Source organism: Chryseobacterium panacisoli (genome assembly GCF_008274625.1).
GTDB lineage: Bacteria > Bacteroidota > Bacteroidia > Flavobacteriales > Weeksellaceae > Chryseobacterium > Chryseobacterium panacisoli.
Genome location: NZ_VTRU01000003.1, coordinates 504,025 through 523,361, shown reverse-complemented (window position 1 = coordinate 523,361; position 19,337 = coordinate 504,025). Strand labels below are relative to the sequence as shown.

Below are 19,337 nucleotides of genomic sequence, written 5' to 3'. Positions count from 1 at the left end.
ACATTAAATCATGGATAGCAAATTACAGGCACAAGAAAGCCAGCAGCAGGGTCAGCAGCAGCACTCGGGACAACCGAAAGGCAACCCGCTTGCAGAGCTCAATAAAATGGGAGGATTTGGCTTTGTTGAATCCGTTGTAGACGGTATTGCCAATATGAACCCAACAAGAAAGGCAAGAAAAGAAATCTTCCTGAATGACAGTAATAAAGCAGATGAAAGAAAAGAACTTCTTCAGAAGATCAATCTTTGGGTAAACCTTTTAGAAGGTAGCGAATCTGCAGATAAAATGGCCGATACATGCAAAAGTAGAGCACAACAGGCCGACCAAAACCTAAAGACAAACTTAAAAAATACACTCGATGCCGTTCGTATGTTGGAAACCAACTACAGAACAGTAGCCCAATTCTACAAAAACACAGAATTGGATAAAGTGGACAACGTAAGTATTGTAAACGCAAGCATCGACCAGGTTTCAGATCTGGACAATCCTTTGTTCATTGATGCAATCTCAGAAGAATTTAAAAATTACTATGACCGTCTTGACCTTAGAGATAACTACTCAATCCTTGCAATACCAGGATATTTAGGATCCAATAAGGTAATCGAGAAATGGGCAAAAATCTGTAACGAAAACAAGGTAATGATGGTTACAGACTTCGCCAACCTTGATAAGCCGGATGACGTGGTAGACTTATTCCACTCAGCCAATCTTACAGGAGGTGAACTTCACAGAAGTAACGTTATTATGACGTGTAACTGGCTGGTAGGACGTGGTAAAGCTGAAGAAGTAGGAGAAGAAGAAAATGTAGAACTTCCACCTTCCACTTCATTAGCAGGAAAAATCCATAAAACCCTGATGTCTCAGGTAGCAGCAGGTAAAAAGCATGGTAACATCAATGAAGTAGACGCTGTAAAATTTGAATTGAAGAAAAGTGAAATTTCTCAGTTGGAAAAAATGGGTCTTGTACCAATGGTAAACGAGTACGGAAAAATTATGGCTTTCTCTGCGAAGACATTATTTACAGGAGACAATATCGGTCTTCAGACGTATTCTGTAGTTCGTGTATTCGACTACGTAACCAAAGTACTTCTTGACTTCCTGAACAGAAGAGCTTTTGAAAACTGGAATGCTAAAAACGAAGACGATTTGAGAAGACAGATCGTAACCTTCCTTGATAACATCAAAGGACCGGACAAGTTGATCGAAAAATTCAAAATTGTTCGTTTTGAGCAGGATAGAGTAAACAAAGACAGAGTATGGCTGGATATCCGTATGACGCCTTATTTCCCTACAAAGAGTTTCGTTATTAAACTTGACGGACACAAAGGAGATGACGGTAACGAATGGGATGCAGAATATACTCAGGAGTAACATCAACGTACTTTATATAACAAAAACCGATGCAATTTTACATCGGTTTTTTTTCAACCAACACCTATGAAATTTAATATGAATAAGAAACTTATCATGAGCTTACCCGCTATATTGATGGTACTTTTGATAAGCTGTGAGAAAAAATACCAAAGCCCCGGCCAATACGAAAATGATCTTTTTGCAGATGAGCATCAGGAAGGAAAAGCATATATCATGAGTAAGGATGAATGTTTTGATGGGAGTGAGCTGGTAATTGCAAGTTCAGACGTAAAGCTGACAGACAGTTCAAAAGGCCGAGGAAAATCATTCTTCCTTTACAAAGTAAGATCTGGAAAAGTATTAAAAACAGTAAGAGATTCCACCGTGGAAATGCCGATGTTATTTTTATCCCAATATAAATTAAAGATAAAAAATACGGATTCTATGTATGTCTACCTGAAAAAACTGGAAGGATACCGTTTTTTAAAGAAAGACAGAAACCTTAATTATCAGTGGCTAAAAGCAGCTCCTGTATATTCTGTGAAAGCTGATAAATAAATTTTATCTTTGCCAAATGGAAATACTTCGTAAACTCCGTTCATGAGGTATCTCATAAAAGCAAAACAAAATTTTTTGGAGAAGGATAGCAGAAATTCAGATTTTCTATACATTGGCAGCAAAATTCTGGGATGGTACGGTAATAATGCAAGAGATTTGCCTTTCAGACAAACAAAAGATCCCTATAAAATCTGGATCTGTGAAATTGTATTTCAGCAGACCAGGATCAATCAGGGATTAAATCATTATAATAATTTCATCAAAAGATTTCCCGATGTAAAAATGTTGGCAGAAGCTGAAGAAAATGAAGTTTTACTCTATTGGAAAGGATTAGGCTATTATTCCAGAGCGATCAATATCCATAAAGCTGCCCAACAGATCATGAATGATTATCAGGGTGTATTTCCCAGTCAGTACGAAGAAATTTTAAAACTGAAAGGAGTAGGGAAATATACAGCCGCAGCCGTTTCAAGCATATGTTTTGATGGGAAAATGCCTGCTGTTGACGGGAATTTCTATCGTGTTCTGAGCCGTCTTTTTGCAGACGATTTTGATATTTCAAATTCAAGAGCCTTTACTTATTTTTCTGAGCTGGCTGCTTTGGTGATGCCTGAAAATGTGGGAGATTTTAACCAGGCGATGATGGATATAGGTTCAGAGATCTGTAAGCCCAAAAATCCACTTTGTGGGGAATGTCCCATCAATGAAGACTGCCTGGCATTTTCTATGCAAAAGACTTCAGGTTATCCCGTAAAAACCAAAAAAGTAAAAGCAGAAGATCTTGCCCTGACCTATTATTTTGTTCACAGAAACGGCCAGTTTCTGATCCGCCAGAGAACAGAAGATTTCATATGGAAGAAATTATTTGAATTTCCAACAGTCATTACTTCTGATATGGAACCATTCATTACAGGCTCAAAAACAGTTGCCCATAAACTGACCCACAAGAATTTAAGCATTGAGATATTGAATGTTGAGGTTACTTCTGAGAAGATATGGAATGATTTTATAACTGAAAATCAGTACCTGATTACAGATGTTGAAGGCTCTCACGAAAAATCGTTTCCCAAGCCTCTGGAAAATTACATTCAAAACTCTCTGAAAGACTGAAATTTGTCTTCTGAAATCTGAAATCTAATTTGTACTTTTGCAAAATGATTAAAAAAGTCATTTTTATTTTTGTATCACTGCTTTTAATTTCATGTGGAAAAGACCCTTCACCCAAACCCTATGGAGAACTGCGTCTTGAATATCCAGTACCGAAATACCAAAAGTTTGAAAACGATTGTGCCTATACCTTTGAGTATTCGGACTTTGCTACTATTGCACCTGCGAAAAAACCTTGCTGGTTCTATCTGAATTATCCCAAAATGAAGGCGAAGCTTTTCGTTACCTATTACCCAATACAAAACGACTTTGCAGACCATATAAAAGAAGCGGAAAAAATGGTATATGAGCATACCATCAAAGCCAGTTCTATAGATACAAAATCCTTTGAATACCCTGAAAAGAAAGTCTATGGGAACTTCTATGAACTAAAAGGGCAGAGCGCTTCCAACCTCCAGTTTTACATTACAGACAGTACGAAACACTTCGTTACTGCTTACTTATACTTTAATACAAGACCGAAACCGGATTCTCTTGCGCCTGCAGTGAACTATATCAAAAATGATATGAAACACATGCTGGACTCTTTTGAATGGAAAAAATAATTACTTTTAATATACATTGAAAAATATATGAAACTTTTAGTTGTAGGAAGTGTTGCATTTGATGCAATTGAAACACCATTTGGTAAAACGGATAAAATTTTAGGAGGTGCAGCCACGTATATCGGAATCACTTCATCAATTTTAGGCGTTAAATCCGGAATTGTTTCTGTAGTAGGAGGAGACTTTCCACAAGAACATCTTGATATGTTCACAGACAGAGATGTAAACATCGAAGGAATTGAAATCGTAAAAGAAGGAAAAACATTCTTCTGGTCTGGAAAATACCACAATGATCTGAACACAAGAGATACTTTGGCTACAGAAGTAAATGTGCTGGAGAATTTTGATCCGAAAATCCCGGATTCTATGCAGGATGCCGAAATTTTATTACTTGGAAACCTACACCCTGGAGTTCAGTTATCAGTACTTGAAAAAATGAACAACCGTCCGAAACTGGTTATCCTTGATACCATGAACTTCTGGATGGATTCTGCATGGGATATCTTAATGGATATGATTGCGAAAACAGACGTAATTACCATCAATGATGAAGAAGCAAGACAGCTTTCTGGAGAGTATTCTTTAGTAAAAGCGGCTAAAAAGATTCATACAATGGGACCAGAGTATGTGATCATCAAAAAAGGAGAGCACGGAGCTTTACTTTTCCATGACAATAAAGTATTTGCTATCCCGGCGCTTCCATTAGAAGATGTTTTCGATCCAACAGGAGCAGGAGATACATTTGCGGGAGGTTTCGCGGCTTATCTTGCCAAAAAAGGGAAAATAGATTTCGAAACAATGAAATCGGCTCTTATTGTAGGATCTGCTATGGCTTCATTCACTGTAGAAAAGTTTGGAACAGAAAGAATAGAGGAAGTAAGCGAAGCAGATATGTTCAGCAGATTGAGACAATTCAAAGAATTAACGACTTTTGATGTTGAACTGCAGTAAATAAGTCTTTTTAAGAAATATTTATAATAAAAAATTGAGTGAAATTCGTTAAGAATTCTAAATTTGCAACTTGTTAAAATAGTAAAATGACAAATAAACTAAAAATCACTTTTCTTCTTGGGATTTTCATCATGATATTCTCTTCAAATATGATGAATGCCCAGCTAAAACAAGGAGATTTGGTGGATGGTATTGCAGCTGTTATCGGGGATGAGATTGTTTTGGAATCTGATGTACTTGAGCAAATGAATTATGGGAAACAGCAGGGAGCTGCCAACACAGACAAATGTGAGTTCCTGGAAAACCTTATCAGCAACAAGCTTCTTGTATACGAAGCAAAAAAAGATACCTTAATTGAAAACCGTTCTGCAGCAATCAAAGAACAGGCTAACGCAAAATACCGTCAGTTGCTTTCTCAATTTCCGGATGAAAAAACATTGCTTGCCGCTTATAAGTTCAGAAATGCTTATGAAATGAAAAATGCTATCGAAAAGATAGATACTGACCAGTATTACGGACAGGCAAAATACCAGAGAGTTACAGAGAAAGCTGATGTAACGCCAAATGAGGTAACTGACTTTTATAATATGTATAAATCACAGCTGCCACAGGTAAAAGACGAAGTTACTTTAGCTCAGATTATGATCTATCCTACATTAACGGAAGCTCACAAACAAGAACTTATCAACAGATTGAAAAAGATCAAGCAGGATATTCTTGGAGGGGAAACTTTTGAGAGCCAGGCTAGAATTTATTCTGAAGATGAAGGATCGGCTGCTAACGGAGGATTGTATAAAAATATTAATAAAGGGCAGATGGTGAAGCCATTTGAGGCCGCTGCACTGAACCTTCAGGAAAATGATATCTCAGATCCTATTGAATCAGAATTCGGATTCCACATTATCCAGTTGCTGAAAAGATCAGGTAAAGTGTATGATGCAAGGCATATCCTGCTAAAAGGAGTACCTACTGATGATGAGCTTAAAACTGCAAAAGCAAAATTAGACAGTATCAGAGGTCTTATCGTGGATGGTAAAATGACTTTTAAAGATGCTGCCTTTAAATTCTCAGATGATAAAAGAACAAAATTCAACGCAGGGATAATTCCTGGAGCAGATGGTTCTGATAAGATTGAAAGAGAAAGTATTCCGGGAACAATCAGCTACGAATTAGCAGGATTGAACAAAGGAGACATCACTACAGCTTTTGAAGATGAAGAAAACAAGAGAAAGGAGATCAAAATCATCAAAGTGGAAGATGTGATTCCTTCTCACCAGATTACACTGGAAACAGACTTCAGCAGAATCAAGCAGATGGCACTGAATAAAAAGAAAAGTGAAATGGTTGAAAAGTTTGTCAACTCTAAGTTACCGACAACTTTTATCTCTATTGACGGACGTTACGACAGCTGTAGCTTTAAGTCAAACTGGAAGAAACAATCCATGGCAAAATAAAATGAAAACCTTCAGAACTTCTGAAGGTTTTTTTTATGCTAAATCCTTTGAAACTTCAACTTTTTTGATAGAAAATATTGGCAAATTTTTCCCGGAAAACCGTTGTTTTTAGTATTTTTACGCATGAGCAATTTTATAGATTTTAACGCTGCAAAAAAACTTCATGATATGGAGGCTACCCAAAATAGAATTTCACACCTTTTTAATATTAAATATCCCATTATCCAGGCAGGTATGATCTGGCATTCCGGATGGAGGCTTGCTTCCGCGGTTTCCAATTGTGGTGGTTTGGGCTTAATTGGAGCAGGAAGTATGTATCCTGATATCCTGAGAGAAAATATTCAGAAATGCAAACAGGCTACAGATAAACCTTTTGGAGTAAATGTACCGATGTTATACCCTAATATTGAGGAGATCATTCAGATCATTCTTGAAGAAGGAGTCAAAATTGTATTTACATCAGCAGGTAATCCCAAAACTTATACAGAAACCCTGCAGAAAGAAGGAATAAAAGTAGCTCATGTAGTTTCCTCTACCAAATTTGCTGTAAAATGTGAAGATGCAGGAGTAGATGCTATCGTTGCAGAAGGTTTTGAAGCAGGCGGCCACAATGGAAGAGATGAAACAACAACGTTCTGTCTTATTCCAAACGTAAAGAAGCATATTTCTAAGCCGTTAATTGCTGCAGGAGGCATTGCTTTAGGCTCACAGATCAAAGCAGCAATGATTCTTGGGGCAGATGGGGTACAGATTGGGTCCCGTTTTGCTGCCACTACAGAAGCAAGTGCCCATGAAAACTGGAAAAAGAAAATCACAGAACTCCAGGAAGGAGATACTCATCTTACCCTGAAGGAACTGGCACCTGTAAGAATGGTTAAAAATAAATTTTTCAGTGAACTGGAAGATATCTATCAGATCGGAAGAGATAAAGATGCATTAATGGCTTCATTAGGAAGAGCCAGAGCAAAACGCGGAATGTTTGAAGGAGATATGGAAGATGGCGAACTGGAAATAGGTCAGGTTTCTGCCTTAATTAATGAAATTCTTCCGGTAGAAACTGTTTTCAATCACTTATTAAAAGAATTTGAAGAAACGAAAATACCTGTTTTTTAAAATATAATTGATCTAATGGAAGGGAGAATAATTGATGTAAAGGGTGAAAAATTATATATAGAACACAATAATCCGTTTGAAGGCAGACCTACCATTGTTTTTCTGCATGATTCATTAGGTTCGGTACAGCTTTGGAGAGATTTTCCAGCGAAGCTTTCTGAGTCTACAGGTTGTAATGTTCTTGTCTATGACCGTTTAGGCTATGGAAAATCATACCCGATGCTTACTCATAAAAGGCCGATAAATTATATGGAACAGGAAGCACATTTGCTGAATGATCTATTGATGGAAATTGAACCTGAAATTGAGGATGTTATTTTATTCGGACATAGTGATGGAGGAACGATAGCTTTGATTATGGCATCGGTTTATCCGGAATGGGTTAGAGCCGTTATCTGTGAAGCAGGTCATATTTTTGTTGAAGATGTAACTTTAAAAGGAGTATATGATGCCTGGGACGCTTACAAAACAACCAATCTTGCGGAACGTTTACAGAAGTATCACGGAGATAAAGTAGAAATGCTTTTCAGAGCCTGGACGGAAACCTGGACACGTGAAGACTACAGAACATGGAATATTGAACATCTGTTGAAGCACATTTCTTGTCCATTATTGTTCATCCAGGGAGAAGCCGATGAATACGGTACATTGGATCAGGTAGAAAAAACCATTACTCAGGTGAGCGGAAGTGCTGAAAAATATATTATTCCTAATATCGGACATACACCGCATAAAGAAGTTCCTGAGCTCGTGTTAGAAAAAGCAGCAACGTTTATCAGAGAAAATTTTTGATCAGAAATTTTCTGCACAATATTAAATAAGGCACCTTTTCAATGGGTGTCTTGTTTGTGTAAAAAGGAAAAAATTAAAATAATTTCTTTCAATTACAAGAATTGGAGTTCCTTAGTAATATTTTCCCTTGCCTGAGCCTCATATTTATCCTTAAAATAATTTGTTTTAAAGATGCTTTCGAGTTCCAGAAAATGCCTGAGTACCTTTTTTCGTCCAGGTTTGTAAAGAAAGTCAGGATAAATGGAGTACTCTTTTCTTATATTCTGAGTATATTCTGAATAGGTTTTAAAATCTTTTCCCAACACAGAAAGATCAGCATCTAAAAGATAATTGGTATCCTTATAATCAGACTTCTGGTGCAGTTTTGTGGCAAGAATCTGCTCTGAAATCAATGAAATTTTGTCTTTAGCAAGATGGAGTTCAGCAAGTCTTTTCTCTGCCTTAACAGCACTTTTTTCCTCATTAGACTTTGAAGTGGCATCATAGATAATGTCATGGTAAAATACTGAAAAACAAATAGCCGTAAAATCTGAGATATTTACCCTCATCGCTTCAAGCTCTCGAAACATATTTGCAAGATGAAGCAAGTCATGATAATGTCTGCCTTTTTCAGAATATTTGGTTTCAATCTCATTCCATAGATCACAGATTAGCTGATGATCTTCTGTAAATGGAGAGCAAAGCTGCTCAAATTGATTTTTCAGATTCATAGAAATAATGGTATAAAAAAAGGAACTTTTAAAAAGTTCCCTGATTTGCTTCCAGAACAGCCTTCAGCTCAGCCCAGCCTCCGCCGTTATAACCGTCCTTTAATCCTTGATTGTTAAGATAATCCAATGCTTTTCCGCTTCTGTTTCCGCTTCTGCAGAACAAGATTACCGGCTTTTCAATAGATAGAATCTCACCCTGTCTATCTTCTACTTCACCTAGGGGAATATTCTTAGCACCGTCTATATTACCGTCCATTTCAAGCTCCATTGGCTCACGAACATCAATTAATTCATAGTTTCCGGATTGTATTACTTCTATTAAAGACATAGTTGTTGGGTTTAAACATTAAATCAGAAACGAAATTACGCAATTTTTTTTTGAAAAAAATCCTAATTAAAACATAATTTTTCAGAAAAGAAGCAGGATAGAAACAGGAGTTCAGGTGAACCTCCAGGGAAATCAGTAGATTGATAAAATAATCTTAATTTTGCAGTGTGAAATTATGAATGTAAGCGCTGAAAAATATTCCCAACTGATAAAATCCAAAGCAAAAAGTTTTGGATTTCAGAACTGTGGTATTTCCAGAGCTGAATTTCTGGAAGAAGAAGCGCCGCGCCTTGAAAAATGGCTCAAGAATAATTATAACGGCGAAATGAAGTACATGGAAAATCATTTTGATAAAAGACTTGATCCCCGGCTTTTGGTAGAGGGTTCTAAATCTGTTATTTCACTTTCATATAATTACTTTCCCGAGGAAAAAATTTCAATATTAGAAAATTACAAGATCTCAAAATATGCCTATGCAGAAGACTATCATGAAGTAATCAAAGAAATTCTCCGTGAAATGGTGGCTGAACTTCAGGAAGAAATAGGAGAATTTGGATTCCGTGTTTTTGTAGATTCTGCGCCGGTTTTAGAAAGAGCCTGGGCTAAAAAATCAGGAATAGGCTGGGTAGGAAAGAATGCCAATCTTATTACCAAACAAAGCGGTTCTTTTTATTTTCTGGCCGAGATTATATGTGATCTGGAGCTCATTGCCGATCATGCAACCACAGACCATTGCGGAAGCTGCAGAAAATGTATTGATGCCTGTCCTACAGACGCTATTGTCTCTGAGAAAATTATTGATGGAAGCCGTTGTATTTCTTATGCAACCATAGAACTCAAAAATGAGATTCCGGATTACTTTAAAGATAAAATGGAAGACTGGATGTTCGGCTGTGACATCTGCCAGGATGTTTGCCCGTGGAACCGTTTTTCAGCCCCCAACAAGCAAAGCCGTTTCAAACCCAATGAAGCCTTGAAAAACTTTAAAAAAGGAGAATGGAAGGAAATTACCCAGGAAATTTTCTCGGAAATCTTCAGGAAGTCTCCCGTGAAAAGAACCAAATTTGCAGGGCTGAAGAGAAATATTGAGTTTTTGCAGCGGTCTTCTGACTGATTTTTCTCTGAACTTGTGGTGACAATTCCTCTTTTGGAATTTTTTATAGTTCCAAACCAGAGCTGATAGTCGACCATTCCTTAAATTTTTAGCTTTAAGGAGGTAAAGATTTACATCAATAAGTTTCTTGAAAAGCCTTTCCTATAAAGAAAAATTGATTTTCAGGAGATCAGAATCTCACCGAAAATCAACGTTTTTTTTGTATTCTTTTAGGAGCAGTTTTTACTCTTACTTTAAATCTTTTTTGGGATTTGATAGTTTTACGCATATTTGTGAATATTTCGTAACTAAATATAGCCATTTTTTCGATTAAAACAAATACTTTTACTAAAAATTAAAGATTAAATTTTATTAAAACATGACTGTGAAAACTATATTAATGTATCTCCTGAAAGTGGTAGGAATTATTTTAGGAATTGTAGTGATTTATGTAATCCTAGGGTTACTCATTCCCTATATTCCGGTGTCTGCTAAAAATGATGGGCAGAAGAAGGAGGTTCCGATTTATATTTATACCAACGGAGTACATACCGATATAGTAATGCCTGTAAAAAATGATCTTCAGGACTGGAGTCAGAAAATTCCTTTTGCCAATACAAAATCAAAAAAAACAGATTATCAGTATATCGGAATAGGCTGGGGCGATAAAGGATTCTATCTTGATACACCTACCTGGGCTGACCTGAAATTTTCAACCGCTGTGAAAGCTGCATTCTGGCTAAGTGATTCCGCCATGCACTGTACTTATTATAATACAATGAAAGAAGGAGACGACTGTAAAATGATTATGATCAGCAGAAGCCAGTATGAGAATTTGGTAAAATTTGTAGAAGATAAATTTGACAGAGATCGGAACGGTAACTTCATGCTGATTCCTACAAACGCTGTATATAGTGATAATGATGCCTTTTATGACGCAAAAGGGACCTACAGCTTTCTTTACACCTGCAATACATGGTCAAATAATGCTTTAAAGGCTGCAGGGCAGAAAGCTGCACTTTGGACTCCGTCAGATTTCGGAATTTTTCAGCACTATAAATAATTCATGAAGAATATTTTTCTGTTTTTCATTGTGCTTTGGTTATGTTCATGTTCGCAGACAAAAAAAGACAGTATCATCCATACTGCTGAAATACCTGTGGTGGCCGAGAAGAAACCTGATGCTGACCTTTCCAGGATGAGAATAAAAGTTGGAGAAGCGTTGACATTCTGTAATTCAAAGAATCTTAACAATGATTTCTGTATTCTTATAGATATGAGCCTCCACTCCGGAGTAAAGCGCTTTTTTGTCTGGGATTTTAAAAATAATAAGATCTCCAAAAAATATCTGGTGGGCCATGGCTGTGGTTCCAATTCATGGAGTAAAGACGATTCTAAAGCAAATCCGGGATTCAGTAATGAGGATGGAAGCCACCTTTCTTCTTTAGGAAAATATAAGCTTGAAGGAAGAGGGTACAGCGACTGGGGAATCAATATCAAATACCTGATGCACGGCCTTGAAGAAACCAATAGCAATGCTTTGAAAAGATTTATTGTCTTTCATTCCTGGAATATGATGAGTGATGATGAAGTCTTTCCAAAAGGATCTCCCGAAGGATGGGGCTGTCCTACCATTTCCAACAATGCCATGAAAGAAATTGATCCGATGATTCAATACTCAAAGAAACCCGTTCTGATGTGGATATATAATTAAATCTTTGTTATACATTTGTTTTGTAACCATCATGTAAATTGATCTCACCTTATGAAACATACGCTTTTCCGCGAACAACAGCTCAATTGTGATATAGAAACCGCCTGGAAATTCTTTTCTTCAGCCAACAACCTTTCAGAAATTACTCCGAAAGACATGGGCTTTATTGTATTGACGGAAATGGAAGAAGATGAAATCTATGAAGGAATGCTTATCGACTATTACGTTTCCCCATTGTTTGGGATTAAAATGAAATGGCAGACAGAGATCACCCACGTCGATTTTCAAAAAAGCTTTATTGATTTCCAGAAAAAAGGCCCGTACAAACTATGGAACCACCATCATGAATTTATTCCCAATGAAGAAGGTGTTCTGATGAGAGATACCATAGATTATGAACTTCCGATGGGTATTTTAGGTGAAATTGCACATCGTCTTTTCGTTAAAAAGAAACTGGAACATATCTTTGATTACCGTTTTCGGGTACTTAGTAAATTGTTTTAATCATTCAATAGGAACGGGCTTTAGCCCGTTTAAAATAATAATCAAAATTTCATTGACTTTAGCCTAAACCTAATTTTATCCAGATTTCCACAAATGACAAAAACTATGGATAAGTCTAACATTCTGTTTGTCATCCCATAGGAATCTAAATTCCAACAATTGGAATTATTCATCTATTGTTTAAGTTTTTTTAACAGTTCAGTGACCAGATTTCCCAGTAGAAATCCCTATTTTTGCAGGAATATCGTTTTTACTAAAAAACTAATGTGTTCTGGTTGACATGGCAGGTCTGAGGTCATTTTTCTTATTTTATATCATGCTGGTTTTTACCCTTTTCAATTCGAATTGGGCGGAAAAATCGTTGCAGAATATCCCTCATGTTCCCCATGTAACCAATATTCATCTTCTGGATGTTTATGAAGAGGCAGACATGAACACGCATGCATTGCCTGCTGCTGCCAAAATTGTAAAACACTCCGTCAAAAAAAATGATCCCGCAATTGCAGATTTTTCAGGAATTTTAAAAGTTATTCCAAAAATCACCCTTCCGGAGATTGCTGTATCTACTATTTGTGGAGTTAAATCCTTTCTCCATCTCCTCCAGCTATACTAGGTTTAAGTTTCTGAATACCAAATCATTTTAACGGAAATTTATAACTTAAACATTTAAAAATGTATTTTAAAACTGTAATAATTTGCCTTATGGCAACATTATTCGCTGTGTCATGCAGTAAAGACAAGGAGAAAAATAATAAAAAAGACAAAGAAGTTCCCGTACTGGAAATCAAAGAAAAAGATACATTGGTGAGCAATCAGTTTGTCACCGATATCCAGGCTAAAAAGAATGTTGAAATGCGTTCCAGAATCGGAGGTATTATACAGCATATTTATGTAAACGAGGGACAGTTTGTGCACCAGGGACAGGCTTTATTTAAAATCAATGATGCTGAACTTCAGATGGAACTTCTGAAAGCCAATGCAACATTAAAGCAGACTGAAGCAGATGTCCGTATTGCAGAAGTGGAACTGAAACAGATTCAGAGTCTTCATGCTAAAAAATTTGTTGCCAATAATGAGCTGGAAATGGTGAAGGCAAAATTGTCTTCCGCTAAAGCAAAACATGCTTTTGCCGATGCAGAAAAGAGAACGGTTCTTCAGAAAATAAGCTTTACAAAGATCACGGCACCCTTTGATGGGGTAATTGACGTGATTCCCCATAAAGACGGAAGTCTGGTAGAAAATGGTACATTATTAACCACGCTTTCCCAATTGAATGAAGTATATGCGTATTTCTCCATTCCTGAAAATCTTTATTTTGAGCTTTTAGCCAATGATAAGATCGGAAGTCATCAAAAGATCGAACTGACTCTACCTAACGGAGTTAATTATCAGTTCAACGGAGCTTTGAAAACTGCTGAAGGGGAAATTGACAGAGCCACGGGTTCCATTCGTTATAAAGTACTGTTCCCGAATCCGGACCGTCTGATCAAGCATGGTACTTCCGGGAAACTTATTATTTCTGAACAACAGAATAATGCTATTCTTATCCCACAAAAATCTACCTTCTCCATCCAGGATAAGACCTATGTTTTTGTTGTGGATAAACAGAATAAAGTGAAAATGACCAGTATTAAGATCGGAACTACCTTAAGGGATTCTTATATGGTAGAAAACGGTCTTAAAAAAGGAGATTTAATCATTTATGAAGGGACTCAGTCTTTGAAAGATGGTGATATCATCAAAATCAAAAAGAAGTATTAACCTTTCATAATCTTTAAATCTATTGACTATGGTAGAAATGTTTATAAGACGAAAGGTTCTTTCGTTGGTTATTTCCATATTATTTGTATTACTGGGAATAATGGCTTTATTAAAGATGCCTATTACCCAGTTTCCGGACATCGTACCGCCTTCAGTAACCGTTACTGCAAAATATACAGGAGCTAATGCCGAAGTATCTGCCAATGCGGTAGCTCTTCCTCTGGAAAGGGCAATCAATGGAGTGCCGGGAATGACGTATATGTCTACAGTTACTTCCAATGATGGGCTTACCCTTATTCAGGTATTCTTTGAAGTAGGAACAGATCCTGATGTAGCAGCGGTAAACGTTCAGAACAGGGTTACAACCATTCTTGACGAACTTCCTGAAGAGGTAATCAGGGCCGGAGTTACCACTGAAAAAGAGGTGAACAGTATGCTGATGTACCTCAATATCACGAGTACAGATCCGGGCCAGGATGAACAGTTCATCTATAACTTTACGGATATTAACGTCCTTCAGGAGTTGAAACGTATTGATGGAGTAGGCCGTGCCGAGATCATGGGACAGAAAGAATACTCAATGAGAGTATGGCTGGATCCGCAGAAAATGGCGGCTTACAATATTTCTGCGGATGAAGTGATCACATCCCTGCAAAAACAGAATATTTCTGCAGCACCGGGAAAAGTGGGAGAGACATCCGGAAAAACTTCCAGCCAGCTTCAGTATGTGATCAAATACAAAGGGAAGTTTTTTGAGCCTAAACAATACGAAGAAGTTCCCATCAGATCTGATGTTGACGGAACAATTTTGAAGCTTAAAGATATTGCTAAAGTTGAATTCGGAGCGATGAACTACGGAATGGTTTCCAAAACAGACGGAAGACCATCTGCATCCATTATGATGAAACAACGTCCCGGTTCCAATGCTTCCGAGGTTATTGAAAGCGTAAAAGCTAAAATGGAAGAACTAAAAATCACATCCTTCCCACCGGGAATGGAATATAATATGGCCTATGATGTTTCCAGATTCCTGGATGCTTCCATCAGTGCGGTACTGACAACTCTTATCGAAGCCTTTATTCTGGTAGGAATTGTGGTATTCATTTTCCTGCAGGACTGGCGCTCCACCTTGATTCCTGTGTTGGCTGTTCCGGTAGCATTGGTAGGAACCTTTGCCTTCATGAATATGCTCGATTTCTCAGTTAACCTCTTGACTCTTTTCGCATTGGTTCTTGCCATCGGAATTGTGGTTGATAATGCCATTGTCGTCGTTGAAGCCGTTCACGTGAAAATGGAAGAAGGGATGAATGCCATGGATGCAACGATTAGTGCAACCAAAGAAATTGCGGGAGCGGTAGTGGCAATTACCATTGTAATGTCTGCCGTATTTATTCCAGTAGCCTTCCTTGATGGTCCGGTAGGTGTATTTTACCGTCAGTTTTCATTAACGTTGGCAATCAGTATTGTGATTTCCGGAGTGAATGCATTGACACTTACTCCGGCGCTTTGTGCAATTATTTTAAAACCTCACAATCACGATAAGAAGAAAACAATTATCGACAGGGCTTTCCAGAGTTTCAATACAGGCTTTGAAAGGTTGACCAATGGCTATGTAGGTATTTTATCAAAATTTGCGACAAGAACTACAGTTACTTTTGGGCTGCTGTTTTTATTTGTTGGATTGACTTTTGTGACCAGCAAATTCCTGCCAACCGGGTTTATTCCCATGGAAGATCAGGGAATGGTATATGTAAGTGTGACCACTCCACAGGGAGCAACGGTAGAAAGAACTGAAAAAGTGCTGGATGAAGTGACCGTTATTGCAAAGAAGATTAGTGGAGTAGAAAACGTGACCACCCTGGCAGGCTATAGTATTGTAACGGAAATTGCAGGTTCATCCTACGGAATGGCGATGATCAATCTTAAAGACTGGAAAGAAAGAAAAATTTCAGTGAATGATCTGATCACGGAGCTTTCTGACAAAACAAAAAGCATAGCAGATGCCCAGATTGAGATTTTTGCTCCGCCAACAGTTCCCGGGTTTGGTAATACCAGTGGTTTTGAACTGCGTTTGCTGGACAGAACCGGAGGAACCATTGAGAACACGGATAAAATCACCAAAGATTTTGTTAAAAAACTAAATGAAGCTCCTGAATTGCAGAACACTTTTACCAGTTTTGATGCTACTTTCCCGCAATACATGATCAATGTGGATTATGATATGGCAGCGAAGAAAGGAGTTTCAGTGGACAATGCGATGTCTACATTACAGACCATGCTGGGATCTTATTATGCCACAAATTTTATCCGTTTCAGTCAGATGTATAAAGTGATGGTACAGGCAAGTCCGGAGCACAGAGATACCCCTGAAAGCATTCTGAATTTATATTTAAAAAATGATAAAGGCGAAATGGTTCCGTTCTCTACCTTCATCACGATTGAAAAAGTGTACGGACCTGAAGTACTGACGAGATACAATATGTATATGTCAGCGATGATCAATGGAGAGCCTGCGGACGGCTATAGCTCAGGAGATGCTATTGCTGCCGTAGAACGTGTTGCCAAAGAAACGCTGCCAAGAGGATTTGATGTTGAGTGGTCCGGGATGACAAGAGAAGAGATCTTATCAGGAAACCAGACCGTTTACATCTTCGCGATCTGCCTTTTGTTCGTTTATCTTTTACTGGCGGCTCAATACGAAAGTTTTCTTCTTCCGATGCCGGTATTATTAAGCCTTCCAACGGGAATTTTCGGTTCCTATATCGCATTGGTACTTATGGGATTGGATAATAATATTTATGCACAGGTAGCATTGGTAATGCTGATTGGGCTTTTGGCTAAAAATGCTATTCTGATCGTAGAATTTGCGGTGGCAAGAAATAAACAGGGATATGATATCGTTCCGGCAGCGATTGAAGGAGCCAGACAGCGTCTGAGACCTATATTGATGACCTCTTTTGCGTTCGTAGCAGGGCTTATTCCGTTATGTATTGCTTCAGGAGCTGGAGCAATCGGTAACCGTTCCATTGGTACAGCAGCTGCAGGAGGAATGCTGATAGGAACAATCTTCGGATTGATAGTGATTCCGGGACTGTATATATTCTTTGCAAAACTTGAAAATAAGAAGAAAGATGAAAAGATTAAATCATAGAAATATATTGTATGGAATTGCATCTCTGAGCCTGGTTTCCTGTGCAATTCCCAAAGTAACCGAACTGAAAAAAGCTCAGGAATTACCAGGGGAAGTTATCAAAACAGATAAAAAAACTTCGGATGAGTTTCAGCAGATCAACCTGAAGGCTTATTTTACAGATCCGCAGCTGCTTGAACTTTTTGATAAAGTGGTTCAGGCTAATCCCGATTTTCAGATTGCCCAGCAAAGAGTGGAAATTGCGAACAGTTTTCTTCAAAGATCAAAAATGGACTTACTTCCATCTCTTGAAGTAGGAGTAGAGGCTTCCGGCAACCGTTACGGGAAATATACGATGGAGGGCGTTGGAAATTATGATACCAACCTTTCGCCTAATATTACAGAAAATCAGAAAATCAACAGGGATTTTACCCCTAATTACTGGGTAGGGGCAAGAAGCAGCTGGGAAATTGATGCATGGGGAAAACTTAAGAATAAAAAGATTGCTGCCCAGAAAAGGTTTCTGGCTTCAACAGAAGGACTGAGATTATTACAGGTAGAGCTTTTTACGGATATTGCCAATCTGTATTATCAGCTGGTTGCTCTGGACAATCGTCTTGCGATTTATCAGAAAAACTATAAGCTTCAGCAAAGAGCCTTTGAAATTGTTCTGGCACAACGGGAAGTTGGTAAAGCTACTGAATTGGCAGTTCAGCAATTCAAAGCTCAAAATAACAATTGGCTGGCAGAAATTGAACACATAAGGGTAGAAATTGTTACTGTAGAACAGGCCATTACTACACTAACGGGAAGCTACGGCGGAGATGTAAAACGCGGGAAAGCACTTATGCCTACCAATATGGAAGTTTTGAATAAAACCATCAATGTAGAAAACGTCATTCATTCCAGACCGGATGTAGCTGCCAACTATTATGTTCTGGAAGCTTCTCAGGCGGATGCGAAGGCGGCAAGAGCTGCTTTTTATCCCAAGATTGATCTTGGAGCAGGTTTCGGACTGAATTCTTTTTCCGTCGAAACATTCTTTAAACCAAGCTCACTGGCGGGTCAATTATTAGGAGGATTAATGGTTCCCGTTTTTAATAAAGGGCAGCTCAAATATGAATTCAAGATTGCAAGTAAAGAGCAGGAAATTGCTTTTTTAAATTATCAGAAAAGTATCACAACTGCTTTTAACGAACTGCAGTCGATTCTGAAACAGACTAAGATCTATGAACGAGTTTTGAAACTTAAATCAGAAGAAGTAGGTTTTCTTGATCGTGGCGTGGAGGTTTCCAACGATCTCTACCTGACAGGATATGCCAATTATTTTGAATTGATCAACTCTCAGAAGAGCAAACTGACTGCTGAATTGGATTTATTACAGTTCCAGCATCAGAATACCAGAAATAACGTCCTGCTGTTTAAAGCACTGGGCGGGAAACTGGATTAATTTTTACTTTTTTTACGATGAAGGAAGCTGTCTTTTGGACAGCTTCTTTTATTTTTTATCGTGTTGTACGGATTCCCGTAATCATCATTGAAATAATTCAAGGATATTGCGTTAGAATCTGACTTTTTATAAGTTGAGTTTATATGTCCAAAAAAAGAGACTGTCTCAATGAAGCAGTCTCTTTCTGTATTTTTTAAAACATAGCTGCTGTAAAGCAGATCGTTTTATGCGTAAGTATTATTTAACAAGCTGAATTTCAACAGCGGAGAATCCTTTAGGAGACTTTTCTTTTTCAAAAGATACTTTGTTTCCTTTTTTTACCGGCTCTGCACAGTTGTTGTTGTGGAAGAAGATATTTTCTTTAGAATTATCTTCAGTGATGAAACCATATCCTTTTTCACTCAGGAAAGTAACAATTCCCGTTTTTCTTGGATCTTCCTCAATAATAGGAGCAGCACCCAGTTGAATATCATCAAGGTTTACTTCCTGTCTTTGTTCAGGTGGAGTAGAAGTTAATCTTCCGAATTCGTCTACATACATGAAGACATCCTCCGCTCCTTTGTTGTTGTTCGTTTTACGTTCTTCGCGTCTTAGCGCCTTTTCTTTTTGCTTTTGAATTTTTTTCTTGAAATTTTCCTTTTTAGAAAAAGAATCTGCCATAAATTATTTTTAGTATTTAGTTTCTATAAATTAATTGGTTCAATCTGGTCCGT

Annotated in this window: 19 protein-coding genes; 16 read left to right on the top strand and 3 right to left on the bottom strand. The window is 37.7% G+C overall.

The genetic code is table 11. The features are described 5' to 3' along the window. The first annotated feature begins 10 nt into the window (after positions 1-10). The 8 genes from FW781_RS15425 to FW781_RS15390 all read left to right on the top strand — a co-directional run bounded on the left by FW781_RS15425 (position 11) and on the right by FW781_RS15390 (position 7,934). A complete protein-coding gene (locus tag FW781_RS15425) occupies positions 11-1,372 on the top strand; it encodes a DUF5458 family protein (protein WP_149388240.1) in 1,362 nt (453 codons plus the stop codon). Positions 1,373-1,450: 78 nt separating this feature from the next. Beyond that, positions 1,451-1,912 (top strand): hypothetical protein, encoded by a 462-nt coding sequence (locus FW781_RS15420; RefSeq protein ID WP_228720209.1) that lies wholly within the window; start codon positions 1,451-1,453, stop codon positions 1,910-1,912. Positions 1,913-1,954: 42 nt separating this feature from the next. Continuing rightward, the gene (gene mutY, locus FW781_RS15415) at positions 1,955-3,022 is read left to right on the top strand and encodes an A/G-specific adenine glycosylase (protein WP_149388238.1); all 1,068 of its coding nucleotides are present in this window, start codon (positions 1,955-1,957) and stop codon (positions 3,020-3,022) included. Positions 3,023-3,066: 44 nt separating this feature from the next. Beyond that, on the top strand, positions 3,067-3,624 hold the full coding sequence (gene gldD, locus FW781_RS15410) for a gliding motility lipoprotein GldD (protein WP_149388237.1): 558 nt from the start codon (positions 3,067-3,069) through the stop codon (positions 3,622-3,624). A 27-nt stretch (positions 3,625-3,651) separates the two neighbouring features. Next, the gene (locus FW781_RS15405) at positions 3,652-4,575 is read left to right on the top strand and encodes a PfkB family carbohydrate kinase (RefSeq protein ID WP_149388236.1); all 924 of its coding nucleotides are present in this window, start codon (positions 3,652-3,654) and stop codon (positions 4,573-4,575) included. Between the two features lie 86 nt (positions 4,576-4,661). Further along, complete coding sequence (locus FW781_RS15400) at positions 4,662-6,029, top strand: peptidylprolyl isomerase (RefSeq protein ID WP_149388235.1); 1,368 nt, start codon at positions 4,662-4,664, stop codon at positions 6,027-6,029. A 123-nt stretch (positions 6,030-6,152) separates the two neighbouring features. Continuing rightward, entirely contained in the window at positions 6,153-7,142 is a 990-nt protein-coding gene (locus FW781_RS15395) for an NAD(P)H-dependent flavin oxidoreductase (protein WP_228720208.1), read from the top strand. Positions 7,143-7,157: 15 nt separating this feature from the next. Continuing rightward, complete coding sequence (locus tag FW781_RS15390; protein WP_149388234.1) at positions 7,158-7,934, top strand: alpha/beta fold hydrolase; 777 nt, start codon at positions 7,158-7,160, stop codon at positions 7,932-7,934. Between the two features lie 92 nt (positions 7,935-8,026). On the opposite strand, the gene FW781_RS15385 is transcribed toward FW781_RS15390, so the two are convergent. Both FW781_RS15385 and FW781_RS15380 read right to left on the bottom strand, forming a co-directional pair. Next, a complete protein-coding gene (locus FW781_RS15385) occupies positions 8,027-8,644 on the bottom strand; it encodes an HD domain-containing protein (protein ID WP_149388233.1) in 618 nt (205 codons plus the stop codon). Between the two features lie 28 nt (positions 8,645-8,672). Continuing rightward, the gene (locus FW781_RS15380; RefSeq protein WP_149388232.1) at positions 8,673-8,972 is read right to left on the bottom strand and encodes a rhodanese-like domain-containing protein; all 300 of its coding nucleotides are present in this window, start codon (positions 8,970-8,972) and stop codon (positions 8,673-8,675) included. 175 nt (positions 8,973-9,147) lie between these two features. Here FW781_RS15380 and queG point away from each other — a divergent pair, with 175 nt between their 5' ends. From queG to FW781_RS15340, 8 genes are all read left to right on the top strand, one after another. Further along, positions 9,148-10,086, top strand: a complete 939-nt coding sequence (queG, locus tag FW781_RS15375; protein WP_149388231.1) for a tRNA epoxyqueuosine(34) reductase QueG — start codon at positions 9,148-9,150, stop codon at positions 10,084-10,086. Positions 10,087-10,444: 358 nt separating this feature from the next. Continuing rightward, positions 10,445-11,128, top strand: coding sequence for a TIGR02117 family protein (locus tag FW781_RS15370; protein WP_149388230.1), 684 nt, complete (start codon positions 10,445-10,447; stop codon positions 11,126-11,128). A gap of 3 nt (positions 11,129-11,131) precedes the next feature. Continuing rightward, positions 11,132-11,779, top strand: coding sequence for a murein L,D-transpeptidase catalytic domain-containing protein (locus FW781_RS15365; RefSeq protein WP_149388229.1), 648 nt, complete (start codon positions 11,132-11,134; stop codon positions 11,777-11,779). Between the two features lie 51 nt (positions 11,780-11,830). Next, positions 11,831-12,283, top strand: coding sequence for an SRPBCC family protein (locus tag FW781_RS15360; protein WP_149388228.1), 453 nt, complete (start codon positions 11,831-11,833; stop codon positions 12,281-12,283). A gap of 280 nt (positions 12,284-12,563) precedes the next feature. After that, on the top strand, positions 12,564-12,896 hold the full coding sequence (locus FW781_RS15355; RefSeq protein ID WP_172625736.1) for a hypothetical protein: 333 nt from the start codon (positions 12,564-12,566) through the stop codon (positions 12,894-12,896). A 59-nt stretch (positions 12,897-12,955) separates the two neighbouring features. Then, positions 12,956-14,044 carry an efflux RND transporter periplasmic adaptor subunit gene (locus FW781_RS15350; protein WP_149388226.1) on the top strand — a complete coding sequence of 363 codons (1,089 nt, stop codon included), beginning with the start codon at positions 12,956-12,958 and terminating at the stop codon, positions 14,042-14,044. 28 nt (positions 14,045-14,072) lie between these two features. After that, positions 14,073-17,195, top strand: coding sequence for an efflux RND transporter permease subunit (locus FW781_RS15345; protein ID WP_149388225.1), 3,123 nt, complete (start codon positions 14,073-14,075; stop codon positions 17,193-17,195). Beyond that, complete coding sequence (locus tag FW781_RS15340) at positions 17,176-18,624, top strand: TolC family protein (protein WP_149388224.1); 1,449 nt, start codon at positions 17,176-17,178, stop codon at positions 18,622-18,624. Before FW781_RS15345 ends, FW781_RS15340 begins: the two co-directional genes overlap by 20 nt. Positions 18,625-18,861: 237 nt before the next feature. Here FW781_RS15340 and FW781_RS15335 read toward each other — a convergent pair whose 3' ends face one another. Further along, a complete protein-coding gene (locus FW781_RS15335) occupies positions 18,862-19,284 on the bottom strand; it encodes a cold shock domain-containing protein (RefSeq protein WP_047432903.1) in 423 nt (140 codons plus the stop codon). Positions 19,285-19,337 lie beyond the last annotated feature (53 nt).

Excerpts from the sequence above, each read along its gene's own strand:
- FW781_RS15425 (WP_149388240.1), top strand. The coding sequence starts at position 11 with ATGGATAGCAAATTACAGGCACAAGAAAGCCAGCAGCAGGGTCAGCAG.
- FW781_RS15420 (WP_228720209.1), top strand. The coding sequence starts at position 1,451 with ATGAATAAGAAACTTATCATGAGCTTACCCGCTATATTGATGGTACTT.
- mutY (WP_149388238.1), top strand. The coding sequence starts at position 1,955 with ATGAGGTATCTCATAAAAGCAAAACAAAATTTTTTGGAGAAGGATAGC.
- gldD (WP_149388237.1), top strand. The coding sequence starts at position 3,067 with ATGATTAAAAAAGTCATTTTTATTTTTGTATCACTGCTTTTAATTTCA.
- FW781_RS15405 (WP_149388236.1), top strand. The coding sequence starts at position 3,652 with ATGAAACTTTTAGTTGTAGGAAGTGTTGCATTTGATGCAATTGAAACA.
- FW781_RS15400 (WP_149388235.1), top strand. The coding sequence starts at position 4,662 with ATGACAAATAAACTAAAAATCACTTTTCTTCTTGGGATTTTCATCATG.
- FW781_RS15395 (WP_228720208.1), top strand. The coding sequence starts at position 6,153 with ATGAGCAATTTTATAGATTTTAACGCTGCAAAAAAACTTCATGATATG.
- FW781_RS15390 (WP_149388234.1), top strand. The coding sequence starts at position 7,158 with ATGGAAGGGAGAATAATTGATGTAAAGGGTGAAAAATTATATATAGAA.
- FW781_RS15385 (WP_149388233.1), bottom strand. The coding sequence starts at position 8,644 with ATGAATCTGAAAAATCAATTTGAGCAGCTTTGCTCTCCATTTACAGAA.
- FW781_RS15380 (WP_149388232.1), bottom strand. The coding sequence starts at position 8,972 with ATGTCTTTAATAGAAGTAATACAATCCGGAAACTATGAATTAATTGAT.
- queG (WP_149388231.1), top strand. The coding sequence starts at position 9,148 with ATGAATGTAAGCGCTGAAAAATATTCCCAACTGATAAAATCCAAAGCA.
- FW781_RS15370 (WP_149388230.1), top strand. The coding sequence starts at position 10,445 with ATGACTGTGAAAACTATATTAATGTATCTCCTGAAAGTGGTAGGAATT.
- FW781_RS15365 (WP_149388229.1), top strand. The coding sequence starts at position 11,132 with ATGAAGAATATTTTTCTGTTTTTCATTGTGCTTTGGTTATGTTCATGT.
- FW781_RS15360 (WP_149388228.1), top strand. The coding sequence starts at position 11,831 with ATGAAACATACGCTTTTCCGCGAACAACAGCTCAATTGTGATATAGAA.
- FW781_RS15355 (WP_172625736.1), top strand. The coding sequence starts at position 12,564 with ATGGCAGGTCTGAGGTCATTTTTCTTATTTTATATCATGCTGGTTTTT.
- FW781_RS15350 (WP_149388226.1), top strand. The coding sequence starts at position 12,956 with ATGTATTTTAAAACTGTAATAATTTGCCTTATGGCAACATTATTCGCT.
- FW781_RS15345 (WP_149388225.1), top strand. The coding sequence starts at position 14,073 with ATGGTAGAAATGTTTATAAGACGAAAGGTTCTTTCGTTGGTTATTTCC.
- FW781_RS15340 (WP_149388224.1), top strand. The coding sequence starts at position 17,176 with ATGAAAAGATTAAATCATAGAAATATATTGTATGGAATTGCATCTCTG.
- FW781_RS15335 (WP_047432903.1), bottom strand. The coding sequence starts at position 19,284 with ATGGCAGATTCTTTTTCTAAAAAGGAAAATTTCAAGAAAAAAATTCAA.